General features: G+C 42.9%; 18 protein-coding genes. 10 read left to right on the forward strand and 8 right to left on the reverse strand.

The annotated features are described in order from the left end of the window. Window positions 1–610: 610 nt before the first annotated feature. From G498_RS0107460 to G498_RS0107485, 6 genes are all read left to right on the forward strand, one after another. Window positions 611–3,928, forward strand: coding sequence for a DUF4175 family protein (locus tag G498_RS0107460; RefSeq protein WP_026980605.1), 3,318 nt, complete (start codon window positions 611–613; stop codon window positions 3,926–3,928). Then, complete coding sequence (gene ybeY, locus G498_RS0107465; RefSeq protein WP_026980606.1) at window positions 3,921–4,340, forward strand: rRNA maturation RNase YbeY; 420 nt, start codon at window positions 3,921–3,923, stop codon at window positions 4,338–4,340. Before G498_RS0107460 ends, ybeY begins: the two co-directional genes overlap by 8 nt. A 51-nt stretch (window positions 4,341–4,391) precedes the next feature. Beyond that, window positions 4,392–6,269 carry a tRNA uridine-5-carboxymethylaminomethyl(34) synthesis enzyme MnmG gene (mnmG, locus tag G498_RS0107470; protein WP_026980607.1) on the forward strand — a complete coding sequence of 626 codons (1,878 nt, stop codon included), beginning with the start codon at window positions 4,392–4,394 and terminating at the stop codon, window positions 6,267–6,269. Window positions 6,270–6,421: 152 nt separating this feature from the next. Beyond that, on the forward strand, window positions 6,422–7,276 hold the full coding sequence (locus G498_RS0107475; RefSeq protein ID WP_026980608.1) for a class I SAM-dependent methyltransferase: 855 nt from the start codon (window positions 6,422–6,424) through the stop codon (window positions 7,274–7,276). Window positions 7,277–7,521: 245 nt separating this feature from the next. Further along, window positions 7,522–8,091, forward strand: coding sequence for an OmpH family outer membrane protein (locus G498_RS0107480; protein WP_026980609.1), 570 nt, complete (start codon window positions 7,522–7,524; stop codon window positions 8,089–8,091). A gap of 63 nt (window positions 8,092–8,154) precedes the next feature. After that, window positions 8,155–10,422, forward strand: coding sequence for a helix-turn-helix domain-containing protein (locus G498_RS0107485; protein ID WP_026980610.1), 2,268 nt, complete (start codon window positions 8,155–8,157; stop codon window positions 10,420–10,422). Between the two features lie 49 nt (window positions 10,423–10,471). Here the strand turns inward: G498_RS0107485 and G498_RS0107490 are convergent, their stop codons facing one another. Both G498_RS0107490 and G498_RS0107495 read right to left on the reverse strand, forming a co-directional pair. Next, window positions 10,472–10,867: a hypothetical protein gene (locus G498_RS0107490; protein ID WP_026980611.1), complete on the reverse strand. Its 396-nt coding sequence runs from the start codon at window positions 10,865–10,867 to the stop codon at window positions 10,472–10,474. A gap of 5 nt (window positions 10,868–10,872) precedes the next feature. Beyond that, window positions 10,873–12,021 carry a DNA polymerase III subunit gene (locus tag G498_RS0107495; protein ID WP_026980612.1) on the reverse strand — a complete coding sequence of 383 codons (1,149 nt, stop codon included), beginning with the start codon at window positions 12,019–12,021 and terminating at the stop codon, window positions 10,873–10,875. 144 nt (window positions 12,022–12,165) lie between these two features. On the opposite strand from G498_RS0107495, the gene G498_RS0107500 reads away from it, so the two are divergent. The 4 genes from G498_RS0107500 to G498_RS0107515 all read left to right on the forward strand — a co-directional run bounded on the left by G498_RS0107500 (window position 12,166) and on the right by G498_RS0107515 (window position 16,808). Continuing rightward, the gene (locus G498_RS0107500) at window positions 12,166–13,353 is read left to right on the forward strand and encodes a phosphoglycerate kinase (protein WP_026980613.1); all 1,188 of its coding nucleotides are present in this window, start codon (window positions 12,166–12,168) and stop codon (window positions 13,351–13,353) included. A 101-nt stretch (window positions 13,354–13,454) separates the two neighbouring features. Next, entirely contained in the window at window positions 13,455–15,338 is a 1,884-nt protein-coding gene (locus tag G498_RS0107505) for a LysM peptidoglycan-binding domain-containing protein (protein ID WP_026980614.1), read from the forward strand. A 27-nt stretch (window positions 15,339–15,365) separates the two neighbouring features. Continuing rightward, the gene (locus G498_RS0107510; protein WP_240470467.1) at window positions 15,366–16,358 is read left to right on the forward strand and encodes a DUF4837 family protein; all 993 of its coding nucleotides are present in this window, start codon (window positions 15,366–15,368) and stop codon (window positions 16,356–16,358) included. Window positions 16,359–16,361: 3 nt separating this feature from the next. After that, window positions 16,362–16,808 (forward strand): GNAT family N-acetyltransferase, encoded by a 447-nt coding sequence (locus G498_RS0107515; protein WP_026980616.1) that lies wholly within the window; start codon window positions 16,362–16,364, stop codon window positions 16,806–16,808. Here G498_RS0107515 and G498_RS0107520 read toward each other — a convergent pair whose 3' ends face one another. From G498_RS0107520 to rnpA, 6 genes are all read right to left on the reverse strand, one after another. Continuing rightward, the gene (locus tag G498_RS0107520; protein ID WP_026980617.1) at window positions 16,809–17,696 is read right to left on the reverse strand and encodes an OmpA family protein; all 888 of its coding nucleotides are present in this window, start codon (window positions 17,694–17,696) and stop codon (window positions 16,809–16,811) included. Window positions 17,697–17,704: 8 nt separating this feature from the next. Next, window positions 17,705–18,517 (reverse strand): OmpA family protein, encoded by an 813-nt coding sequence (locus G498_RS0107525; RefSeq protein WP_026980618.1) that lies wholly within the window; start codon window positions 18,515–18,517, stop codon window positions 17,705–17,707. 1 nt (window position 18,518) lies between these two features. Continuing rightward, window positions 18,519–20,507, reverse strand: a complete 1,989-nt coding sequence (locus G498_RS0107530) for a KUP/HAK/KT family potassium transporter (protein ID WP_026980619.1) — start codon at window positions 20,505–20,507, stop codon at window positions 18,519–18,521. Window positions 20,508–20,572: 65 nt separating this feature from the next. Beyond that, window positions 20,573–22,213: a S41 family peptidase gene (locus G498_RS0107535; RefSeq protein ID WP_026980620.1), complete on the reverse strand. Its 1,641-nt coding sequence runs from the start codon at window positions 22,211–22,213 to the stop codon at window positions 20,573–20,575. A 2-nt stretch (window positions 22,214–22,215) separates the two neighbouring features. Continuing rightward, on the reverse strand, window positions 22,216–23,055 hold the full coding sequence (locus G498_RS14815; RefSeq protein ID WP_035744594.1) for a DUF4349 domain-containing protein: 840 nt from the start codon (window positions 23,053–23,055) through the stop codon (window positions 22,216–22,218). Between the two features lie 63 nt (window positions 23,056–23,118). Beyond that, complete coding sequence (gene rnpA, locus G498_RS0107545) at window positions 23,119–23,499, reverse strand: ribonuclease P protein component (RefSeq protein ID WP_026980621.1); 381 nt, start codon at window positions 23,497–23,499, stop codon at window positions 23,119–23,121. Window positions 23,500–23,585: the final 86 nt, after the last annotated feature.

Below are 23,585 nucleotides of genomic sequence, written 5' to 3' on the forward strand. Positions count from 1 at the left end.
TAAAGATTTAACAGTAAAATTTTAGGTTGTTGATGAAATTTTAATTATCGTTGAAAAACAGGCTTTTACCGATTAACAACTTCTGTTGATAACTTTGAATAGAATGTGATAACTGTTTTGAGGTTCTTTCTAAAAAAAGTATAATCCAAAACCGGGATGAAAAATGCAAGCAAAGTTTTTAGTTTTTCTTTAAAAATTATCAAAAGCAAAACCGTACTTATTAACAGCACTCTTACTGGTGAATTATTAAAAGTTTTTAGTAAAAAATAGCTATCCACAATTGTTGATAACCTTAAACTATCCTTTGATTTCTAAATTTTTAGCCTTTAAAAAGCCTGTTGATAACTCAGGATAAAAAAAGATAACTCCAAATCAAAAGCCTCTTTCAAAAACTTATACCTACAATTAACACCCTATAATAACCATCAAAAAATTAAATTTTTTAAAAATCTTTTTTTTCTTTTTATAACAATTGTTGAAAACCCTTTTTCATCGAATTGAATTTTTAAAGGATTCTTCCGGTACAATGAAAATTCTTTTTAACGAATTTTAAAGTTTTTAGTCTTGTTTAAAATTGTAATTTTATCGGTTATAAGTAAAATTGCAGATTTTGGATACCAAAAATGTCATCTTTCAGAAGCTGGAAGCCTTTATCAAAAAGTACTATACCAATGAACTGCTCAAAGGTACGATACTTTTTATCGGGTTGGGCTTGCTGTATTTTATAGGCACGTTGCTCGTGGAACATTTCCTGTGGCTGCCACCCCAAGGAAGAACCGTGCTTTTTTGGTTGTTTGTAACCGTAGAAGTTTTTCTGCTGCTGCGGTTCATTTTGTTTCCGGTTTTCAGACTTTTTAAATTACAGAAAGGTATCGATTATACCGAAGCCTCCCAAATCATCGGGAACCATTTTTCGGAAGTAAGCGACAAACTGACCAATTTTCTGCAGTTGAACAATCAGGTCAATCCTTCGGAACTGTTACTGGCTTCGATTGAACAAAAAGCGAAAAACTTACAGCCGATTCCTTTCAGCAAGGCCGTCAATTTTAAAAAGAACGTAAAATATTTGCCGTATGCCGCAGTGCCTTTATTGCTGCTTTTGGTGTTTATGATCAGCGGAAATTCCGCTATCATTACCCAGAGTTTCAGTAGGGTAGTGCATTATCAGACCCGGTACACGCCACCAGCACCTTTTAGTTTTCAGCTCCTAAATCCAAAGTTAGTTTCGGAACAAGGCCAGGATTTCGTGTTGCAGTTAAAAACAGTCGGAAATGTCATTCCGGAAAACGCCGTGATTAGGATTGGTGAGGAAAGCTATTTTCTTGAAACCCTTAAACCCGGTGAATTCCTGTACCGTTTTGAGAAACCCATGAAGACTGTGGTGTTTCATTTTGAGGCCAACAACGTGGTTTCCCAAGAGTATGAATTGGAAATTGTGGCTGTTCCGACCCTGTTGAATTTTTCTATGATGCTGCAGTTTCCATCGTACTTAGGAAAAAAAGCAGAAGTGATTCAAGGTACCGGAAATGCCGTGGTACCCGAAGGCACGAAAGTGATTTGGAATGTTCATGCACTAGCCACAACTTCAGTTGATTTTGAAGCAGTTGGTACCCGACAAGCTTTTCAGCGAGCTGCAACCACTTTTACTTTTGCTAAAACCATTTCAAATAATACAGAGTATCAGATAGTTACTTCCAATCAGAAGGTAAAGGATTACGAAAAACTGAGCTATCAGATCACTACGGTGAAAGATCAGTACCCTTCGATTTCCGTACAAACCGCACCCGACAGTTTAAAACTGAAGAAAAATGTCATTTTAGGTCAGGTTTCAGACGATTACGGCTTAACCAAACTGCAGGTAGTTTTCTATCCGAATGACCAACCGAATCTGGCGCGTAAAGCTGTGCTCCCGGTTAAAAAAGCTGCTTTTGATCAGTTCGTGTATTCCTTTCCGGACGGTTTAGTCATTGAACCGGGCATTTCCTACGACTATTATTTTGAAGTGTTTGACAACGATGCGGTGCATCATTTTAAAAGTTCTAAATCTGCTGTGTTTTCGCACCGTGAATTGACTTCAGAAGAAAAAGAAGAACAGGTTTTACAGGAACAGTATTCCAACATCAACAGTCTGGAAAAGTCGATTAAGAATCAGGACAAGCAATTGTCGGAACTTGATAAGCTGCAAAAGTTAGGCAAAGAGAAGAACAATCTCGATTTTAAAGATCAGAAGAAGGTGGAGGATTTTATCAAACGTCAGCAACAACAGGACGAAATGATGAAAGAATTCTCTAAAAAACTGGAAGAAAATCTGGAACAGTTTCAGCCGGAGAAGAAAGACGAATTCAAGGAAGAACTGTTAAAACGTCTTGACAAAAACGAAAAGGAAATTGAGAAAAACGAAAAGCTTTTAAAAGAACTTGAAGAATTAACCAAGAAGTTAAAAGATGAAGAGTTGTTTGAAAAAGTGGATAAACTCAAGCAAAACACTAAAGACCAAACCAAAAGCTTAGAACAACTGGTAGAACTGACCAAGCGTTTTTACGTGGAAAAAAAAGCCGAACAAATAGCTTCGAAATTGGAAGAACTTTCTAAAAAAGAAGAAAAACTATCCGAAAGCAAAGACAATAATGCCAAGCAACAAGACAACATCACTAAAGAATTTGATAAAATCCAGGAGGAACTGAAGGAACTCGAAAAGCAAAACGAGGAACTGAAAGCACCGATGGACATACCAAACGATACAAACGAGCAGAAAAGCATAGACGAAGATTTACAAAAAGCTACTGAGGAACTGCAAAAACAGAACCAATCCAAAGCCAAACCTAAACAAAAATCTGCCGCTCAAAAAATGCAGCAGATGAGTCAGAAAATGAAACAAGCGATGGACATGGGCGGTATGGAACAACTCGAAGAAGATGCTAAAATGCTTCGCCAAATTTTAGACAATTTGTTAGCCTTTTCTTTTTCGCAGGAGGACCTGATGAAGCATTTTAAATCGAGTTCCACGCGAACTTTAGGTTTTAACAAGTTACTGAAAAAGCAGCAGGACCTTAAAAACCAGTTCAAACATATAGATGACAGTCTTTTTGCGATGTCCCTGCGCAACCCAAGAATTTCTGAAATGATTACCAAAGAAGTGGGTAATGTGCAGTATAACGTTGATAAATCGCTCGATAATTTAGCCGATAACAACATTGGAAAAGGAGTTTCGCACCAGCAATACACGGTTACTTCTGCCAATAAATTAGCGGATTTTCTCAGTGATGTAATGAATCAGATGCAGTCTGAAATGATGATGCAGATGCAAGGTGAAGGAACCGGAAAAGGCAAGCCAAAACCAGGTCAGGGACAAGGTATGCAGTTGCCGGACATCATAAAAAAGCAAGAAGGATTAGCCCAAAAGATGAAAGAAGGGATGAAACCCGGAGAACAGCAGGGACAAAAAGCCGGAGAGGGCAAACATGATAAAAACGGACAGCAAAACGGGCAGCAAGGAGGAAACGGTGAAGATGGTGAAGGAGATGCCGGGCGCTTATTGGAAATACTGAAAGAACAGCAGCAGTTGCGCGATGCCTTGCAAAAAGCAATGGAAAAAAACGGTATGGGTGGTAATAGCCAAAACGCGTTACAACAGATGAAGGATATTGAAAAACAATTGCTGAACAAAGGTTTCAAAAACGAAACCCTGCAAAAGATGCTGAATCTGAAACACGAACTTTTAAAACTGGAAAAAGCGATGCAGCAGCAAGGAGAGGATAACAAGCGTCAGTCGCAAAGCAATAAGAAAGAGTTTAGCGGACAGGGCAACCCGATTTCACCGGCTTTAAAAGAATATTTGAACAGTGTTGAAATATTAAACCGACAAAGCTTACCTTTGCGCCCGAATTTCAACCAAAAGGTACAAACCTATTTTAAATCAAATGATTAGTTTTAATTACGAAACCGATTTTATACTGGAAGACGAAGCCGCGTTCGAAAATTGGATTTCGCGCGTAATTGCTTCTGAAAGCAAAGAGTTGGGCGAGATAAGTTATATCTTTTGCGACGATGAATATTTGCACAAAATCAACGTAGAGTACCTTAATCACGACACTTTGACCGATATCATTAGTTTCGATTATTCTGAGGGAAAAATATTACAGGGAGATATTTTTATTTCGATTGAACGGGTGCGTGACAATGCGAAGGATTTCAGTGTTTCTTTTGAAGAGGAACTGAAAAGAGTAATGATTCACGGCGTATTACACTACTGTGGTTACAAGGATAAATCCGAAGCAGACGAAAAAAGAATGCGCGCTAAAGAAGATGAAAAAGTATTAATGTTCCACGTGGAACATTAATTAATTAATATTAAATTAATTTTGAAACAGTAAAATGTTTCACGTGGAACAATGAGTTTATTTCAAGAGGTATATGATGTAATTGTGGTGGGTGCAGGACATGCCGGTTCAGAAGCTGCGGCTGCGGCTGCTAACATAGGTTCAAAAACGCTGTTGGTTACCATGAGTCTGCAGAACATTGCACAGATGTCGTGCAATCCTGCGATGGGAGGAATAGCCAAAGGACAAATTGTACGCGAAATTGATGCGTTGGGTGGGTACTCCGGAATTGTGTCCGACAGAACCGCCATCCAATTCAAGATGCTGAATAAATCTAAAGGGCCTGCCATGTGGTCGCCGCGGGTACAATCCGACCGGATGCGTTTCGCGGAAGAATGGCGCAACATGTTGGAGCAAACTCCAAATCTCGATTTCTATCAGGAAATGGTTTCCGGGATTTTAACCGAGAACGGCAGAGTAACCGGAATCCGTACCGCTTTAGGAATTGAAATTAAAGCGAAATCGGTGGTATTAACCAACGGAACGTTCCTGAACGGTTTGATTCATATCGGGGAAAAACAATTCGGTGGAGGAAGAGCTGGTGAAAGTGCTGCCCACGGCATAACCGAAGATTTGGTAAAATTAGGATTTGAAGCCGGACGGATGAAAACCGGAACACCGCCTAGAGTAGACGGCCGTTCGTTGGATTATTCTAAAATGGAACCGCAACCCGGAGATGCGAAGCCTAATAAATTCTCGTATTTGGGAATTACCAAACCGCTTTCGGTACAGCGTGATTGCCACATGACCTATACGTCGGAACTGGTACACGATTTATTGCGCGAAGGTTTTGACCGATCGCCGATGTTCAACGGACGTATTAAAAGTTTAGGACCACGTTATTGTCCGTCCATCGAAGATAAAATTAACCGTTTTGCAGATAAAGACCGTCACCAATTGTTTGTAGAACCGGAAGGCTGGAATACGGTGGAAGTGTATGTAAACGGATTTTCCACTTCCTTACCGGAAGAGGTACAGTTCAAAGCGCTGCGTTCGGTAGCCGGATTTGAAAAGGTAAAATTCTTCCGTCCCGGTTATGCCATTGAATACGATTATTTTCCGCCGACCCAATTGCAACACACTTTGGAAACCAAATTAGTGGAAGGTTTGTATTTCGCCGGACAGATTAACGGAACCACCGGTTATGAAGAAGCGGCTTCGCAAGGTTTAATGGCCGGCATCAACGCTTCACTAAAAGTACAAGGTCGCGATCCATTTATCTTAAAACGAAACGAAGCCTACATTGGCGTATTGATCGACGACCTAATTACCAAAGGAACCGAAGAGCCGTACCGCATGTTTACCTCACGTGCGGAATATAGAACCTTGCTTCGTCAGGACAATGCGGATTTCCGTCTTACACCTAAATCGTATGAAATCGGTTTGGCAAAAGAAGATCGTCTGCGTACGATGGAGAAAAAAAGAGACGCTTCGGAAGCTTTCGTATCGTTCTTTAAAGAAACCAGTGTGAACCCGAAAGAAGCCAATCCTATTCTGGAAGCCAAAGGTTCCTCGCCGATGGTGCAGCCCGATAAAATGTTTAAAGTATTTTCCCGACCGCAATTAGAACTGGAAGATATTTTGCGTTTCGAAGACGTTCAAAAATACATCGAGGAAAACCAGCTGGATGAAGAAGTGATTGAACAGGCCGAAATTCAGGTAAAGTATTCCGGGTATATCGAAAAAGAAAAAAACAATGCCGACAAATTAAACCGTCTGGAAGATTTAAAAATCCGACCGGACTTCGATTATGATTTGGTAAAATCTATTTCGCACGAAGCCCGCGAGAAACTAAAAAAAATCCGACCGGTTACGATTTCCCAGGCGTCCCGTATTTCCGGAGTGTCGCCGGCTGATATTTCGATATTATTAATTCACATGGGAAGATAAATCACTCAACGGTTTCAGTTCCGGTTTTTAGTTACATCTGCATCAAGTAAGTCGTTAACTGCCACTGTTAACTGCGACCTCGAAAAATGTTCCACGTGAAACTACGGCGCGAAGCCTTATAAACAAAGCGATTAGTAAAAAAAAAAATATAAATGCAGTTTTCAACCGACAACGTTTTTATCCGCGTTCAGGATTATTCCGTATCCGGAGAAAGTTTTGATTTGCTTTTGGATGAAGAATTACAACTTCTGAAAACCCATCCGCAGCCTTCTTTGGAAAAGTTACCGCGCTACTACGAAAGTGAGGATTACATTTCCCATACCGATGGCCAACGGTCGCTGTTTGAAAAACTGTACCAGCTTATCAAACGAAAAGCCATTCGCGATAAAGTAAAACTGATTACAAAGTTGCAACCTCAAAAGGGAGCCCTTTTAGATATCGGAACCGGAACCGGCGATTTTCTTTCTGAAGCTACAAACCAAAACTGGAACTGCATCGGAATTGAACCGAGTAAAAAAGCCAAAACCATTGCAATTTCAAAAAGAGTTCGTTTTGCAGAAAGTTTAGAAGTTTTAGAAAATCACAGTTTTGATGTGATTACGATGTGGCACGTTTTGGAACACGTTCCGGATCTGGAACAACAAATCCAGGAATTAAAACGGTTACTGAAACCAACCGGAACCATTATTATTGCCGTTCCGAATTACAAATCGTTCGACGCGCAGCATTACGGAAAATTTTGGGCTGCTTATGATGTACCGCGCCATTTATGGCATTTTTCAAAAACGTCTGTTGAAAAACTTTTTGCGAGAGAAAACATCAAATTAGTAAAAGTACTTCCAATGGTTTTTGACAGTTTTTACGTGTCGCTCTTATCGGAAAAATACAAAACCGGAAAAATGAATTTTATAAAAGGATTTTTTACCGGATTGCGTTCCAATTGGAAAGCGCAGCAAAATTTGGAGTTTTCGTCGCATATTTACGTACTTGAAAACGCCAAAAACTAAAATAAAGCGTTTTTTTAAACGAATTCCCGTAAAAACAGGCTTTACCCTGTCAGATCTCTGAAGCACGCTTAAATCGTTTTATATGAATTCAGTTTTAATAACTGATTTTTATACTTAAATAAATAAGAATAGGTATTATTGATACTTTAAAATAAAGGAAAAAATTGTGATTTTCTGCTGAAAATTACCATCTTTGAAACCTTATCCGAAATTGAACCTTACACAATAAATTTAGAACAGAAAAAATGAAAAAATTGATTTTACTTTCGGTTGCGGCCTTAGCAATCATCTCCTGTAATAAAGAAACGCCAACGGCGGAAAAAATTAAAACCGCTTATATAGATACGTCCAAATTGTTGGAAGAAAACAATGAGGCCAAAGACATCGAGGAAAAATATAAAGTAAAATCCGAAGAAATGGGCCGCGAATTGCGTGCTGAAGCCAGCAAATTTCAAAGTGAAGCCGCTTCGTTTCAGCAAAATGCCATGGCAAAAGGTCAGGCGTGGGCACAGGCTAAAGGAGCCGAATTGCAAAAACGCGAACAGGAATTAGGCATAAAACAACAGGCAATGATGCAGACGTTGCAGCAGGAAAGCGGTAAAGAAATGGACAGCCTTGTAAAACGCATCAAAGATTATATCAAAGACTACGGCAAGAAAAACGGGTACGATTACATATACGGTACCGGAGACGCGGCTACTGTTTTGTATGCCAAAGATGCTTACGATATCACGGCAGCCATCAGTAAAGAGCTGAACGACAAGTACAAAGGTTCTGAAAAGAAAGAAGAGCCTAAAGCTGAAGAAAAAAAATAAGTCAAGAGCCTTCCCAACCGGAGGGCTTTTTTTATACTTTTACTTTTCAAATTTATACGCCACGTGGAACACCTTTCAAAAGCCGCCGAATACACGCTTCGGTTCATTAACCAAACCAACAGATCCGTTTTTCTGACCGGAAAAGCAGGGACCGGTAAGACCACTCTGCTTCGGGAAATTATTACAACTACACATAAAAATACGGTTGTTGTGGCGCCAACAGGAATTGCCGCCCTGAATGCCGGCGGGGTTACGATTCATTCGATGTTTCAGTTGCCCTTTGCTGCTTTTATTCCGGATACTAAGGAACTTCCGTATTTTTCGGAGACCGTGAAATTCGAGAATCAGGTTTCGCTGACACGACATTTCCATATGAATGCCACCAAAAAAGCGGTCATTCACAACATGGAACTTCTGGTGATTGATGAAGTCAGTATGCTGCGCGCCGATATTCTGGATGCCATGGATTTTATGATGCGGAAAGTACGCCGTAACGAATTGCCCTTTGGTGGCGTGCAGGTTTTATATATAGGAGATTTATTACAATTACCGCCAGTTGTCAAAAATGAAGAATGGCAACTGCTCAGGAAATACTACCGCGGTATGTTTTTCTTCCATTCGCATGTGGTACAGCAATTTCCGCCTTTGTACATCGAATTGGAAAAAATTTACCGTCAGACGGACGACAGCTTTATCACCGTTTTAAACAACCTGAGAAACAATACGATAACGGAAAACGATATCCGGCTTTTAAACCGTTTCGTACAACCGGATTTCGATTTCAAAGCGAATGGAGGCTATATTACCCTTACTACGCACAATGCCAAAGCGGATGCACTCAACACCGATGCTTTAGCAGAATTAAAAGGCAAATCCTTCACGTTTCTGCCCGAAGTGGTGGACGATTTTCCAGAAAAAATTTATCCGGTAGAAGAAAAACTAGTGTTGAAAGTTGGTGCACAGGTCATGTTCGTTAAAAATGACCTGTCGTTTGAAAAACGGTTTTTCAACGGAAAAATGGGCATCGTGAAATCACTGTCCGAAAACGAAATCATCGTTCATTTTCCCGAGGAAAACAAATCCATCGAAGTGGAACGGTATGAATGGCAGAACATCCGGTACAAAGTCAATGAAAACACCAAGGAAATAGAGGAAGAACTGCTGGGTAAGTTTGCCCATTATCCCATCAAATTAGCGTGGGCGATTACCGTGCATAAAAGTCAGGGCTTGACCTTTGACAAAGCTGTGCTCGATGTATCGAACGTTTTTGCTCCCGGACAGGCCTATGTAACTCTTTCGCGTTTGCGTTCCTTAAACGGGCTTATTTTGCTGTCTCCGTTTAAAATGAACGGCATTGCGTCGGACGAAGAGGTGCTGGAATATGCCACCAACAAAGCGTCGAGTGAAATTTTACAGCAGTCCTTGTCGCAGGAAACCCAAAATTACCTGTGTAAATCCCTGATAACCAGTTTCGATTTCCGCAATCTGATTCAGGAATGGCGCAACCATTATTTCAGTTACCATCAGGAAGCGCCAAAATCCCCGAAACGTAGCCATCTGGCCTGGGCGAAACAGCAGGCCGATAAGATAGCCGAATTGGCCGAAGCTTCCGTAAAATTTCAGACGCAGCTTTTGAAACTGTTTGCGGTGGAACCGGTTGATTTTGAGTTTATCCGGCAACGGGTCGAGGCGGCCTATGCTTATTTTTTCAAACCTTTGGACGTCATCGAAGAGGAGCTGTTGCTGAAAATAGAAGAAATAAAGCGCACCAAAAAAGTCAAAACGCTTTATGACGAATTGCTGGAACTGGAAGAACTTCAGACGAAAACGGTGCTGCAACTGAAGAAAATCCGCCAGCTGTTGCAAGTGGCTTCGGAAGGCAGGGAACTTTCCAAAGCAACGCTGCGTTCGGAAGAAGCGGAGCACTACAAAATTAACAAACTAGTGGCCGTTGCGGAACGGTTCCGAGCCGAACACGCTGTCCTGGCAGAAGACGAAGAAAACGTTTCATACTATGAAACACCTAAGAAAAAAACGAAAGAACCCAAAAAATCCACCATCGAGGAAACCCTGGAACTCTGGAGACAAAACCTGACGATTCACGAAATTGCCAAACAGCGCAAACTCACCCCGGGCACGATTTTCAGCCATTTTACCAAACTGATTCAGCTGGAAGCGCTGCAGCTTTCCGATATTTTACCGGACGACAAAATCGAGGAATTGCGCTTGGTTTTTAAAGAATACAAAGGGGAAAGCTTAGGGGAACTCAAAGAAATTCACGGGGATAAATTCACTTGGGACGAGTTGCGGTTGTATAAGGCAACCTTATAAAAAAAACGCATACAAACTGCATGCGTTTTCTGTATCGCAAAGCCGTATTTTACAGCCAGTATACCGCCAAAATGGCCGGGATAAAATAAATCACAATCGTTCGGGCGCCGTCGTAATCTTTGGCAATCCGCTGACCGAACAACAAAAACAAAAGCGTAATGCACGACAGGATAGCTCCATACAAACCAAAATCACTGCGATGACCGTCAGTAATTAAAATCTGCAGGGCACCTACCACACAAAACACGCCTGAAAGTACTTCCGTAACTAAAATCAGCGCCAAAGAAGCCGGTACCTGATTGCGGATAAAAGTTTGCGAAAAATGCCCTTTTAACCATTCCACATTGCCTTTCCAGTCGGCAATTTTATCGTAACCGGATTGTAAAAAGGTGATGGCTAAAAAGATCAGAATAATGGACACGGCATAAATTTGATTGGGTAGCATAGTATTTATTTTTTATGAATTAATCGGGTTAGTTTTATGGATAAATCGGTTAAAATAATTTTCGCATTGCCGTTGCGTTCGATATGGTAAATGGCATCGGACAATTCCTGAAAAATTTCATTGATGTTGTTGCCGTTCACAAAAGGCGCAAAGTTTTCCAGTTTGAATTTATCCACAGTCGGTTCGATGTACACCAACGAAGGCGACTGATAATTCAGCAGCAAGGCCTGTCGGAACATTTCCACGCAAAAATGCAGAAACTGTTTTTGGGCTTCCCGGCCAATTCCGGCAATTTCTTCGCTCCAGGAAGTCAGATCCAAAATGGCAGCGGCATTTCCTTTGGCCCGGAACGCGGCGCGCACCCATTGTACAAACCACTCTTCAAACGGAAATTCGGTTTCGTCTTTGTGCAGCAGCTGTAACGCCCGGTTGTAATTGCCCTGTGCCTGATGTGCCAGCTTCATCGCCAGTTTTTCATCAAGGTTTTCACGGGAAACCAAGGCTTCGGCAATCACACTTTCCGGCAAACCTTTGAAATCCAGTACCTGACAACGCGATAAAATGGTCTGCATGATGTCGTCCTGGTTTTCGGTAATCAGCAGGAAAACGGTTTTATGCGGCGGTTCTTCCAAAAGTTTCAGCAGTTTGTTGGAAGTGGCGAGGTTCATTTTGTCGGCCATCCAGATAATCATCACTTTGTAGCCGCCTTCGTAGGCTTTCAGCGAAAGTTTTTTGACGATTTCCTGCGCTTCGTCCACTCCAATCTGGCCCTGTTTGTTTTCAATGCCGATGTGTTTCAGCCATTCAAAAAGACTGCCGTACACATTCTTCGCGATAAATTCCCGCCATTGCGGCAAAAAATTGTCACTCACCGGATGCGATTTTACTTCGCTGTTCGTGGCCACCGGATACACGAAATGCAGATCCGGATGGGAAAAATGCTCGAATTTCAGGTTGCAGGCTTCGTTCCCGCCGGTATTTTCTCCTGAAAAGTTGGAACACAGCAGATAGCGCGCATAAGCAATCGCCATAGCCAATGTTCCCGAACCTTCCGGCCCCACAAACAGCTGTGCATGCGGAATACGGCCCGAATCGGCACTCTTGGTTAAATGGCTCTTGAGGTGGTGTTGTCCTAAAATTTCCTGAAATAGCATGCAACAAAGATAACAGAAAGTTCCAAAGATTAAAACCGCCTTCCATTGACTGCCTTGCCAAAAAAAGGAAGAAAAAATCCCAAAAAAAGAAAAATGTTATATTTGCGGATTACAACCATAAACAAACAACAAAATAATACACACATGAAAACCCTGAACGACTTTAATTTTTCCGGTAAAAAAGCCATCATTCGCGTAGACTTTAACGTTCCTTTGGATGAAAATTTCAAGGTAACCGATGCCACCCGAATCGAAGCGGCCCAACCTACTATCGACAAAATTTTAAAAGACGGCGGGAGTGTAATTTTAATGTCCCACTTGGGGCGACCGAAAGGGGTGGAGGAAAAATATTCCTTACAACACATTGTATCTAAAACTTCTGAAATACTGGGTGTTCCCGTGAAATTCGCTGCAGATTGTATCGGTGCAATCGCCGAAGAAGCTGCGGCAGCTTTACAACCGGGAGAAGTGTTACTTTTGGAAAACCTGCGTTTTTACGCCGAAGAAGAAAAAGGCGATGTGGCCTTTGCGGAAAAATTAGCCAAATTAGGCGATATTTATGTGAACGACGCTTTCGGAACCGCACACCGCGCCCATGCTTCGACTACAATTATTGCACAGTTTTTCCCGAGCGCTAAGTGTTTTGGAGCGCTTTTGGCCAAAGAAATCGAAAGCTTAAATAAAGTGCTGAATCATTCCGAAAAACCGGTGTTAGCCGTGTTGGGCGGATCGAAAGTTTCGTCGAAAATCACGGTGATTGAGAACGTTTTGGATAAAATCGATCATATGATTATTGGCGGCGGGATGACTTTTACGTTCATCAAAGCCTTGGGCGGGAAAATCGGAAATTCCATCTGCGAAGACGATAAAATGGAACTGGCCCTGGAAATTTTAGCCAAAGCCAAAGCCAAAAACGTGCAGATTCATTTGCCGGTGGATGTAGTGGCAGCCGATGCTTTTTCCAACGAAGCCAACACGCAAATCGTGGAGGTGAACAACATTCCGGACGGTTGGCAGGGCTTGGATGTAGGACCGAAAACGCTGGAAGCCTTAAAATCCGTCGTGAAAGATTCCAAAACGATTTTGTGGAACGGACCGCTGGGCGTATTCGAACTGGAAAAATTTGCTGAAGGCACCATCACGTTAGGGAATTTTATAGCCGAAGCGACTAAAAACGGCGCATTTTCCTTAGTGGGAGGTGGCGACTCTGTGGCGGCCGTAAAACAGTTCGGGCTGGAGCCAAGAATGAGCTACGTTTCGACCGGAGGTGGCGCCATGCTGGAAATGTTGGAAGGGAAAACCTTACCGGGCATTGCGGCTATTTTAAGTTAAAATTTTACTTTTTAACAATATTTTTAGAAATTATCAGTTATTAGCTATTATGTTTGTGGCCAACGTAAGCGATTGAATGATAACGGATTAAACAACAAAGCATGAACAAAAACAAAGTATTTACCTTCCTTTTCGGCGTTTTTTCGCTCCTGAGCCAGGCACAGGACTCGGCCGAAAATCAAGTGCAAATCAAAGAGCTCCCAAAGCTATCGTATCTGGATTCTATTAAAGCGACTTTCGTACATCACGAAACGAGTAACTGCATCGATGAACGCTGGATGAAAGAACTCAGCAATCAGGAACTTTTTGATGACATGCAGGCGGACATCGCCAAAGTTGATCAAGGCGAAACCGTGGCTTACGATTTAAGCACCGAACTTTTAAAGGAACGTCTGGAAAAATTAAACCAGAAATCGCCGTTCAACGTAGAGTACAATCCTACAGTGGAAAGCGTGATCAAATCGTTTCTGAAAAACAGGCCGCGTGCTTTCGAGCGCCTGATGGCTTTGTCGGAATATTACTTCCCGATGTTCGAAGCCAAGCTTTCCAAATATGATCTTCCGTTAGAAATCAAATATTTAGCCATCGTGGAATCGGCTTTGAATCCGTTGGCAAAATCCCGTGTGGGAGCAAGCGGGTTATGGCAGTTCATGTACGAAACCGGGAAACAGTACAATCTGGAGGTGAATTCCTATGTAGACGAGCGTTACGATCCGTTAAAAGCTACGGAAGCGGCCTGTCAGTATTTTACCAATATGTATAAAATTTTCGGAGACTGGGATTTGGTGCTGGCATCTTACAACACCGGACCGGGTAATATTTCCAAAGCAATCCGCCGTTCCGGAGGACACACGAATTACTGGAACATCCGCAAGTACATGCATCCGGAAACCCAAGGGTATTTACCGGCATTTTATGCGACAATGTACATCTACGAATACAAAAAAGAACACGGCATCATTCCGAAACGCGCTTCATTGACTTATTTTGAAACCGATACGGTAATGGTGAAAAGACAGTTGTCTTTCAAACAAATCTCCGATTTGCTGAACATACCGGAAGAACAATTGCGTTTCCTGAACCCGATTTACAAACGCAGTGTGGTGCCCTATGTTTCGGACAAACCGCATTACCTTCGTCTGCCGAAAGATAAACTGGCCATTTTCGCCTCCAACGAAGATAAAGTGTATGCTTATATCGCTTATGAAGACAGCAAGCGCGAAAAACAATTCTTCAGAGAGCCCAAACCAAAAACAGCTTTAGATTCTGCACAGACCGCAATTGCTTCCAATGAGGCGGAAACAGCTTTTGATGAAGGTACCGTGACCCGTTCGGTAAAAAAACTGAAAACGAAATTTTATACCGTTAAACGCGGCGACAACCTTTCTGAAATTGCGGAAAAAAACAAGGTTTCCATGGCCGAGCTGAAAAAATGGAACAAAATCAAAGGTTCGGCAATCAACGCGGGGCAGAAACTGAAAATTCAGTACGAAACCACGGTAACCATAGCCGATCGCGTGGTGAAGAAAAAGAAATCCGATACGCTGAAAGTAGCACAGCCAGTCGTTAAACTGGATGAAATCAAAGAAAAACAGGAGGCCAAAGAAGCGGTTGTGGAAGCGACCTATATCGTGGCAAAAGGCGATAACCTTACCCAAATCGCCCTAAAACACAACCTGACAGTGGCCCAACTGAAAGAACTGAACAAACTGGAGAGCGAAAACTTGCAGTTAGGACAGAAGCTAATCGTTAAAGAAAGTGACCATCAGGCTGTAGCAGAAGCGGAAACCGTTCAGGAATCGGCCAAAAAAGAACAGCGCCAGAAAGAATACGCCAAAATCAAAGAGTATGTGGTACAGAAAGGCGATTCGCTGCTGAGCATCTCTAAAAAGCATCCGGGCAGTTCGGTAGCCGAGATTAAAAGACTCAACAACATTAAGAGCGATAACATCCAACCGGGAATGAAGCTCAAAATTCAAGGATAAATTAGTAAATTCGCTTTTCAAACGGTTATGGTGAGAAAAGCGAATTTTTTTTTCGGCCTGTTGGCACTACTGTTCCTGATTTCCTGTAACAAGGAGAAACAGCAGCACGACGCGGTCCTGCCTGCCGCGACCGGTAAAATCAATACCATTTCCGTTATTATCGACGATGTCTTGTGGAACGGGGAAATCGGGGATACGCTTCGCAAAAAACTCGCCGCTCCCGTAGACGGACTTCAGGAAGAAGAACCGTTGTTTACCATCAACCAGTTTTCGCCTAAAATTTTCGATCAGACCGTAAAACTCAGCCGGAACATCATTGTAATATCAAAGGGTCACGAGAATGAATTCAAACACGTGGAAAACCAGTATGCTTCACCACAGAATGTTTTTTATTTCAAAGGACCGACGCTTTCCGAAATCATTGCCACCATCGAACTCCACGCCAATACATTGGTGAGCAGCCTTAAGTTTTATGAATTAATCGAACAGCAACGACGGGCTGCTTCCGGGGCTTTTTTTGATGACAAACGCCTTAAGGAGAAATTCGGCATCACACTCCAGATCCCTGCTGCGTTTTCGTATGCAGTAGTCAAAAAGCAGTTTGTATGGCTCAAGAAAGACATTCCTTCCGGGAATTCAAGTCTTTTGATTTACAGGGTTCCGTTTTCCCGTATCGACCCCAAAAAGGAGTTGGTGAGCAGCATTGTAAGTCTTCGCGATTCGATTGGGCGTTTGTACATCAAAGGGTTAGCAGACCAGGCGAGTATGATTACGGAAGAGAGTTATGCACCGTATTTTAACGTAACAAAAATCGATCAGCGAAAAGCATTAGAAACGCGCGGTACCTGGGAACTGGAAAACAGTTTTATGAACGGTCCGTTTATCAATTATATTATTCAGGACGACAAGACCCAAAGTTATATAGTAATCGAAGGATTTGTGTACAATCCGTCTACCGCCAAGCGGGATATGATGTTTGAACTGGAGGCGATTATCAAATCCGTACAATTTTTAAAATAAACGATGCAGCCGGAATTTAAAATAAAGCCGTTTAAGGCACTTTCTCTGTCTGAACTATACCAAGTACTACAATTGCGCTCCGAAGTGTTTGTGGTGGAACAAAATTGCGTGTATCAGGACATTGACGGGAAAGATGAGAAAGCTTTACACGTTTTAGGGATGTCGGGCGGTGTTCTGGTGGCTTATGCACGTCTGTTTAAACCGGGAGATTACTTCCGGCAGGCTTCCATTGGCAGAGTGATTGTGCATCCGGCCTACCGCGATAAAAAATGGGGTCACACCCTGATGATAACAGCCATCAAAGCCATAGCGGAACATTTTGGCGAAACCCACATCACCATATCGGCACAGTTATACCTGAAGCGTTTTTACGAAAGCCACGGGTTTGTACAAACCAGCGACACCTATCTGGAAGACGATATTCCGCACATCGAAATGCAACGGAACTGATTAATAGATTTCCTTAATGCAGATTTCCACGCGTTTGTTGTTGCGCTCTTTTTCCCCTTGCAGCGGGAAATCACGACCGTAGCCTTTGTAGCTCATGCGCTCTTCCGGGATGCCGTTTGCTTTTAAATAGGCAAAAATTGCCTTGGCCCGTGCTTCGGAAAGGTTGCTGATACCGGTATCTTCGTCTACCGCATCACGGAAATAATCCGTATCGATGCAACACACATGGCCCTGAATTTCAAATTTAAAGTTTGGATTACTGCGCAATTCGTTCAGCAGTTTCTCCAACTGTTTTTCGGATTTGCGCAATAAAACGGCACGACCGCCTTCAAAATACAAATCTTTCAGTTTGATGATGTCGCCTACTTTCAGAGGCTTGTCTTCAAAGGTTTTTAAGCGTAAACTGCGGTTGGCCAATTCGAGTTTGGTAGGCAGCGAATCTTTCGGTTTGCTTAAATCGATATAATCGTTGTGAAAGTATTCCAGATAGATGTCCACACGGCGGTTTAAGGTTCTGGTGGCATCCAGTTCGTCGGCACTTAATTCGGTGATGCGCAGGTCTATTTTACCTTTACCTTCAACGTTTTTTTGCTTGGAAGCGATTTCCTGCAGAATGTCTTCCACGGTTTTGGCACGGCGTTGGGACAGGGCACGGTTGTATTCCACAGAACCGCGGTCGTCACAAAAGCCTTCCAGGCCTATGGAAAGTATCACAATGTTTCCGAGGCTTTTTACATAATCTTTCAGTTTCTGATCTTCCACATCGGTCAGTTTGTGTTTATCGAAGTCGAAGTATACCGAATATTTATCGGTTTTCACCTGGGTCAGTTCCTGCGAATAACCGGTGCTCACCAAGAAAAGCAGCAAAAAAGTAAAGAGTTGCTTCATACGTTTTTTTAAATCTTTGTAATCAGAAATTCCACGCGTCTGTCCTGTTCCGAACCATTGCCTAAAGGTTGGGTGTTGCCGTAACCCTTAAATGTCATACGCTTTTTTTCAATTCTTTTCGCCACAAGATATTTGTATACCGCCTGGGCACGGTTGTGTGATAAGGCACGTTTTTTAGTGTCTTTATCAATAGCTTCTCTCTGAAAGGTGGGCGTACAGCAGATATGTCCCTGAATTTCAAAATGAATGTTTTTGTGTTTGTGCAGAAAACGGGCGATACGGTCTAATTCCAGCCGCGCTTTATTGGTCAGAACACTGCGTCCCCGATCAAATAAAATTTTATCAAAACAAATGCGGTCGCCCACCACCATATCCTGTTTTAAATCGGTATAAACGCCCGGAATTGGTTTCATTGGCACCGGTTTGAAGTTCATCACCACGTCTACGCGGCGGTTTTTCTGACGCACTTCGGGCAGGTTTTCGATGATGTCATCTTCAATCAGCACACGGCCTTTGCCCTCGATGGTAACGATAATTTTATTTTTAATGCCTTTCTCAATCAGCTTGTTTTTGATGGTGTTGGCGCGGTTGTTTGACAGTTTGTAGTTGTAGGCGTCTTTTCCGCGGTCGTCGCAGTAGCCGTAAATCTGGATGCTTTCAATACGCGTGGTGTCGATGGCTTTCACGAAAGCAACTACGTCATTTGCCTGTTTTTCATCGAGCGTAAACTTGTCGAATTCAAAATACACGGAATGTACCACCTCTTCTTGTGCGGCAGCCAAGTTGAAAATAAACAACAGCAGTAAGCCTATTTTTTTCATGTTATTGATGTGATTTGCGTTCGTTGATACGGTGCAGGTTGATTTCGTCCGGCGGATGGATCACAATCGGATATTGTTCCACCTTTACCGAACTGCTGTCCAAACCAAAAGCCGCTTCTTCCGACAAACTGATTTTTTTCAGCAGGTAGTAAAGATCTAAAATAATTCTTTCGTACCAAGGAAAATCATTGTCGTAAGATAAGAATTTTTCAATCAAAACAAATTTGAAATCGCCAATTACGTTGTTTCGGTTTAACGATTCGTAGCGGCTGGTAATATCCACTTCGCCGTTTTTCACCATATCCTGAACCACTTTTTTAAACAACAGGTTGATGCGCGGCGCCACGCGGAAGCCCAGATAAAAATCCACACGGATGATGTCGTCTTTAACCACTTCCCGCACGCGGTATTCCATTTCATACGGTTCGTCGGTTACATTTACGTGTACGAACCAGTAAATATCGGCTCTTTTCGGACGTTTCTGAAGGATGGAATACACGATTTTCGATTCGATTTCGTCCCCGTGGCTGGCATTGGTCATGTACACCAGGTGCGTGGCGTATTTGGGAATCGACAGGTCGTTGCTCAATTCGGAAATAACGGTTTTGAAAGCGTCCAGTTTGACGAATTCGGTGTAATCTTTCCGGATTTTTTTGGCGGTAAACCAAATGACCATCACAAAAGCCAGAAAGCCCGCAATGAAAACGGAAACGTATCCACCATGGGAGAATTTCTCAATATTCGCCAGAAAGAACGATATTTCGATAGAGAGGTACAGCAAGAGTACAAAAACAATCAAAACCGGATTGTAACGCTTTAAAACCATAAAAAAGCCCAACAGGATGGTGGTCATAATCATACACAAAACGATAGCCAAACCATAGGCCGCTTCCATGTTTCCGGATTCTTCAAAATGCAGGACAATAAACACACAGCCGATGAACAGCAACCAGTTAATCGACGGGATGTACAATTGTCCTTTGAGCTCGGTCGGGTATTTGACGCGTACTTTCGGCCAGAAATTCAGACGCATCGCCTCGGAAATCAGGGTAAACGAACCGCTGATTAACGCCTGGGAAGCAATAACGGCTGAGGCCGTTGCAATGGCAATTCCGAAGGGTAAAAACCATTCCGGCATGACCAGATAGAAAGGGTTTCCGGGATTTCCCGGGTTTCCGCTCAAATCGGTTAGGGTACTGCCCTGATGCGAAATTAAATAGGCGCCCTGTCCGAAGTAATTAAGCACCAGCATCGCCTTTACAAAAATCCAGCTGATGCGGATGTTCTTGATCCCGCAGTGTCCTAAATCACTGTACAAAGCTTCTGCCCCGGTGGTACACAGGAACACGTAACCCAACACGTAAAATCCTTCGTGATGCACCTGCAGCAAATGAAAGGCATAGTAAGGGTTGAAGGCTTTTAAAATCTCAAGATTGCCAATCAGATGCGCTCCTCCGAGTATCCCGAGCATCCCAAACCATAACAGCATCATCGGACCGAAAAACTTTCCGATAAACTTGGTGCCAAAGCGCTGGATGAAAAACAACAAGAATAAAATCCCAATCACAATCGGGATGGTGTTCAGTTCCGGGTTGTAGGTTTTTAACCCCTCGACCGCAGAGGAAACGGAAATCGGAGGGGTGATAATGCCGTCGGCTAAAAGGGCACTCCCCCCAATAATCGCAGGGACAATGAGCCACTTTTTCTTCAGTTTTTTGACTAAGGTGTACAGCGAAAAAATACCACCTTCCCCTTTGTTGTCTGCCCGAAGCGTTAAAATCACATATTTGAAAGTGGTCTGTAAGGTAAGGGTCCAGAAAATACAGGAAATAGCGCCGAGAACAACATCATGATCAATAGCCTGTTTGCCGACGATCGCTTTCATTACGTAAAGCGGAGAAGTACCGATATCTCCGTAAATAATTCCTAGGGTAACAATTAAACCGCCTAACGTAACTTTGTTGAGGTGGCTGTGATGTGTTGAACTCACTTCTGAAAGATTTTAAATCACAAAATTATCATAAAATCATATCCCGACGGAAAAAACGGAACAAATTATTTTTTTAATATCTTATTGTACTCCAAAGCATTGCCTAAGATACTGACAGCTTTTGTGATTTCGGGATTGTTTTTCGAGTAATGCAGGTACAAACCTTCGCGATATTGATAACGTTTGATGATTTCGTCTAACAGCAGTGTTTTGATTTCCGCTTTATTTTTTTCCAGTTCTTTTTCCTCGCTTCGCTGCAGTGCGGCTAAAAGCTGCTGGTATTCTGCAGTAATACTTTCGTCGATTCGCTCTTTTTTGGCAGCTTCCAGTGTTTTCTTCAGGGCGATTTCGGTTTCGGTATCGAGCTGAAAATTTTCTTTTTTCAGAAATGCCTTGAAGTTGGCAAACTCGGCATCCGTGAGGGTTGGAATCGTCGTACCCAGATTCGGATTTTTATAATAGTAATCGGTAACAAAGTTAAAAATGCCGTCGCTTTTCTGTAAAGCAGCCGCAATGGTGCTCTGCTTGGATTCCGGCAATTCCAGATCGGGCTGGATACCGCCGCCGTCGTAAACGGTTCGGCCATGACGGGTTTTAAACGCGTTGTAATTTTTTGAATCCGTACGGATGGCTTTCCCGTCTTTGTCTTTATGCGCGTAATCAAGCGCCTGAATGCAGCGTCCGGATGGCGTGTAATATCTCGAAATGGTTACCTTTACCTGTGTTCCGTAGGACAAATCCAAAGGGCGTTGTACCAGTCCTTTTCCGAAACTGCGCGTTCCGATTACCACGGCCCGGTCCAAATCCTGTAACGCACCCGCCACAATTTCGGAGGCCGAAGCACTTTTCCCGTCCACCAAAACGGCCAGCGGAATGTCTAAATCGACCGGTTGTTTCAGGGTTTTGTAGGTGTTGTTGTGTTTTTCGTTTTTCGATTTTGTCGTTACGATAATTTCGTCCTGCGGCACAAAAAGATTGCAGATGTTTACCGCTTCGTGCAGCAAACCGCCGGGATTGCCGCGTAAATCCAGAATGATTTTGGTAGCGCCTTCGGCTTTCAGTTTCAGCAATGCGTCTTTGGTTTCGGAAGAGGCTTTGCTGTTAAACTGCGACAGGACAATGTAGCCGGTGGTTTTATCCGCGAGTAAGGTATAAAACGGAACGGCTTTAACTTCTACCTCATCCAAAACGATTTGCGTGGACAGCATTTTGCCCTGGCGTTTGTACTTGATGTCGATTTTGGTGTTTTTGGCCCCGCGCAACAGTGTTCCGGCATCTTCTTTGAAATCGACCAGGTTGACGTCGCCTATTTGTACGATTTCGTCCCCGGCTTTTAATCCTGCCTTGTCGGCCGGGAAGTTTTTATACGGCTCCACGATAATCAGACGGCCTTCTTTTCGGTTGATCATCGCCCCGATTCCGGTATATTCGCCCGTGGAATTGATTTTGAAGCGCACCACATCCTGTTCGTTGAAATAATTCGTATACGGATCCAGATCGTTCAGCATGCTTTTGATGGCTTTGTCCATCATTTCGCCCGGGTTCACTTCGTCCACGTAATTTTGGTTAACGGTTTTGAACAAAGTGGTAAAAATTTCGAGCTGTTTGGCAATTTCAAAGAAATCCTGCTGAAAGCTCACGCCCACAAACAGAAATCCGCCCGCAAGTACCGGGACAATGTATCTTTTTTTGATTGATGACAACATTTTCAGGTCGTTTTTTTCTTAAATCTTCTTCGGATGAATCCAATCACCACTACGAAAATAAGAATAAAAGGCCAAACGTGGAGTAAACGGATAAAGAAAGTTGCAATGTTGTTGAAGCCTTCCTGCAGCGCATTCCACATTTTGCCGAAATAGGAAACCGTGGCGCCGCTTTCGGAAGCGTTGTTGGTGTACATTTCCAGTCTTACCGTGCTCATCGCCACCTGGCTTTGCAGGTATTTAAGGCGGCCTTCTTTGGCTTCGATTTCTTCCCGTATGTTGGACAGTTCGCGTTCAATTTCCAGCATTTCGGAAACCTTAGCGGCTTTGCTGAGCAGTTCGAGATAGCGTTGTTCCAAAAGGCGTTTCGCTTTGAGGCGGGCTTCCACATCTACATATTCTTCGGTAACATCTTCGGCCGAAATTTCCTTGCGGTCGAAATGTTTCACGCCTTTGCTGATATCGGCTATAAAGGCATCAAACGAAGTATTGGGCACCCGAACGGTGATGTTGCGGAAACTGTGGTTGTAATTTTTTCCCGATTCGTCGTTTTGTACGGTCGCTTTGTGCTTCATTACGGCCTGTTGTACGGCTGCAAAAGACTGATCGAGGTTGTCGCTTTCAAAACGCAGGGTTCCGGTTTTGATGATTTTGGGTTGCAGGGTCGTTTCAGTGGTTTCTGACACAACCGCTGCTGCGGAATCGTACACTTCCATAGCTACTTCTCTTGGTGGTGGAGGAAGCAGCGAGGTTTCGACTACGGCGTCGGTTTTTTCTTCTGTGGTTTCTTCTTTGCATCCCGCCGGTAAGGTCAGGAGAATGGCAGACAGGAATAAAAATCTCATAAGCTTTTGGTTTTTAAAGCTATAACGCAAAAGCGGTTTTAAAAAGTGTAGTTTATTCAGAATTTATGGGTTAACAACTTTCGTGGTTTCCGCAAACTTCTGAAAGAGCTGTACAGTTTTTTCCTGAATTTCCGGAAACGAAAGCCGTTCTTTGGTCTGGTAAAAAAACATCATCGCATAGGGCTGTGCCATGTTTTCCGTCAGGAGGTGTTTGTTCAGCCGGTAGCATTCCCGCAGCACGCGTTTGAAATAATTCCGGTCGACGGCTTTTTTGAAGTATTTTTTAGAGACGGAAACCCCAAACTTTAGTCCGGCATCTGAATTTTCAAGGGGAACATACACCAATCGCAACGGATATTTCGACACCGATTTTCCTTCCGAAAAAAGAAGGTCGATGGTCGTTTTGCTTTTCAGCTTTTCGTGTTTTGGGTAAGTGTTTTTCATCGTTGGCGCAAAGGTACGAAGTTTTGCGGGAATGCCGTCAGGGCAATTGCAAGGTGAGATTAAAAAGAAAGCTGCCTTTTCAGACA

The organism is Flavobacterium suncheonense GH29-5 = DSM 17707, from assembly GCF_000430025.1.
GTDB classification, from domain to species: Bacteria; Bacteroidota; Bacteroidia; order Flavobacteriales; family Flavobacteriaceae; genus Flavobacterium; species Flavobacterium suncheonense.

What these genes read in the sequence shown, in the direction of transcription:
- ybeY (WP_026980606.1), top strand. Translation starts at nt 3,921, where the DNA reads ATGATTAGTTTTAATTACGAAACCGATTTTATACTGGAAGACGAAGCC.
- mnmG (WP_026980607.1), top strand. Translation starts at nt 4,392, where the DNA reads ATGAGTTTATTTCAAGAGGTATATGATGTAATTGTGGTGGGTGCAGGA.
- G498_RS0107475 (WP_026980608.1), top strand. Translation starts at nt 6,422, where the DNA reads ATGCAGTTTTCAACCGACAACGTTTTTATCCGCGTTCAGGATTATTCC.
- G498_RS0107480 (WP_026980609.1), top strand. Translation starts at nt 7,522, where the DNA reads ATGAAAAAATTGATTTTACTTTCGGTTGCGGCCTTAGCAATCATCTCC.
- G498_RS0107490 (WP_026980611.1), bottom strand. Translation starts at nt 10,867, where the DNA reads ATGCTACCCAATCAAATTTATGCCGTGTCCATTATTCTGATCTTTTTA.
- G498_RS0107495 (WP_026980612.1), bottom strand. Translation starts at nt 12,021, where the DNA reads ATGCTATTTCAGGAAATTTTAGGACAACACCACCTCAAGAGCCATTTA.
- G498_RS0107500 (WP_026980613.1), top strand. Translation starts at nt 12,166, where the DNA reads ATGAAAACCCTGAACGACTTTAATTTTTCCGGTAAAAAAGCCATCATT.
- G498_RS0107505 (WP_026980614.1), top strand. Translation starts at nt 13,455, where the DNA reads ATGAACAAAAACAAAGTATTTACCTTCCTTTTCGGCGTTTTTTCGCTC.
- G498_RS0107510 (WP_240470467.1), top strand. Translation starts at nt 15,366, where the DNA reads ATGGTGAGAAAAGCGAATTTTTTTTTCGGCCTGTTGGCACTACTGTTC.
- G498_RS0107515 (WP_026980616.1), top strand. Translation starts at nt 16,362, where the DNA reads ATGCAGCCGGAATTTAAAATAAAGCCGTTTAAGGCACTTTCTCTGTCT.
- G498_RS0107520 (WP_026980617.1), bottom strand. Translation starts at nt 17,696, where the DNA reads ATGAAGCAACTCTTTACTTTTTTGCTGCTTTTCTTGGTGAGCACCGGT.
- G498_RS0107525 (WP_026980618.1), bottom strand. Translation starts at nt 18,517, where the DNA reads ATGAAAAAAATAGGCTTACTGCTGTTGTTTATTTTCAACTTGGCTGCC.
- G498_RS0107535 (WP_026980620.1), bottom strand. Translation starts at nt 22,213, where the DNA reads ATGTTGTCATCAATCAAAAAAAGATACATTGTCCCGGTACTTGCGGGC.
- G498_RS14815 (WP_035744594.1), bottom strand. Translation starts at nt 23,055, where the DNA reads ATGAGATTTTTATTCCTGTCTGCCATTCTCCTGACCTTACCGGCGGGA.
- rnpA (WP_026980621.1), bottom strand. Translation starts at nt 23,499, where the DNA reads ATGAAAAACACTTACCCAAAACACGAAAAGCTGAAAAGCAAAACGACC.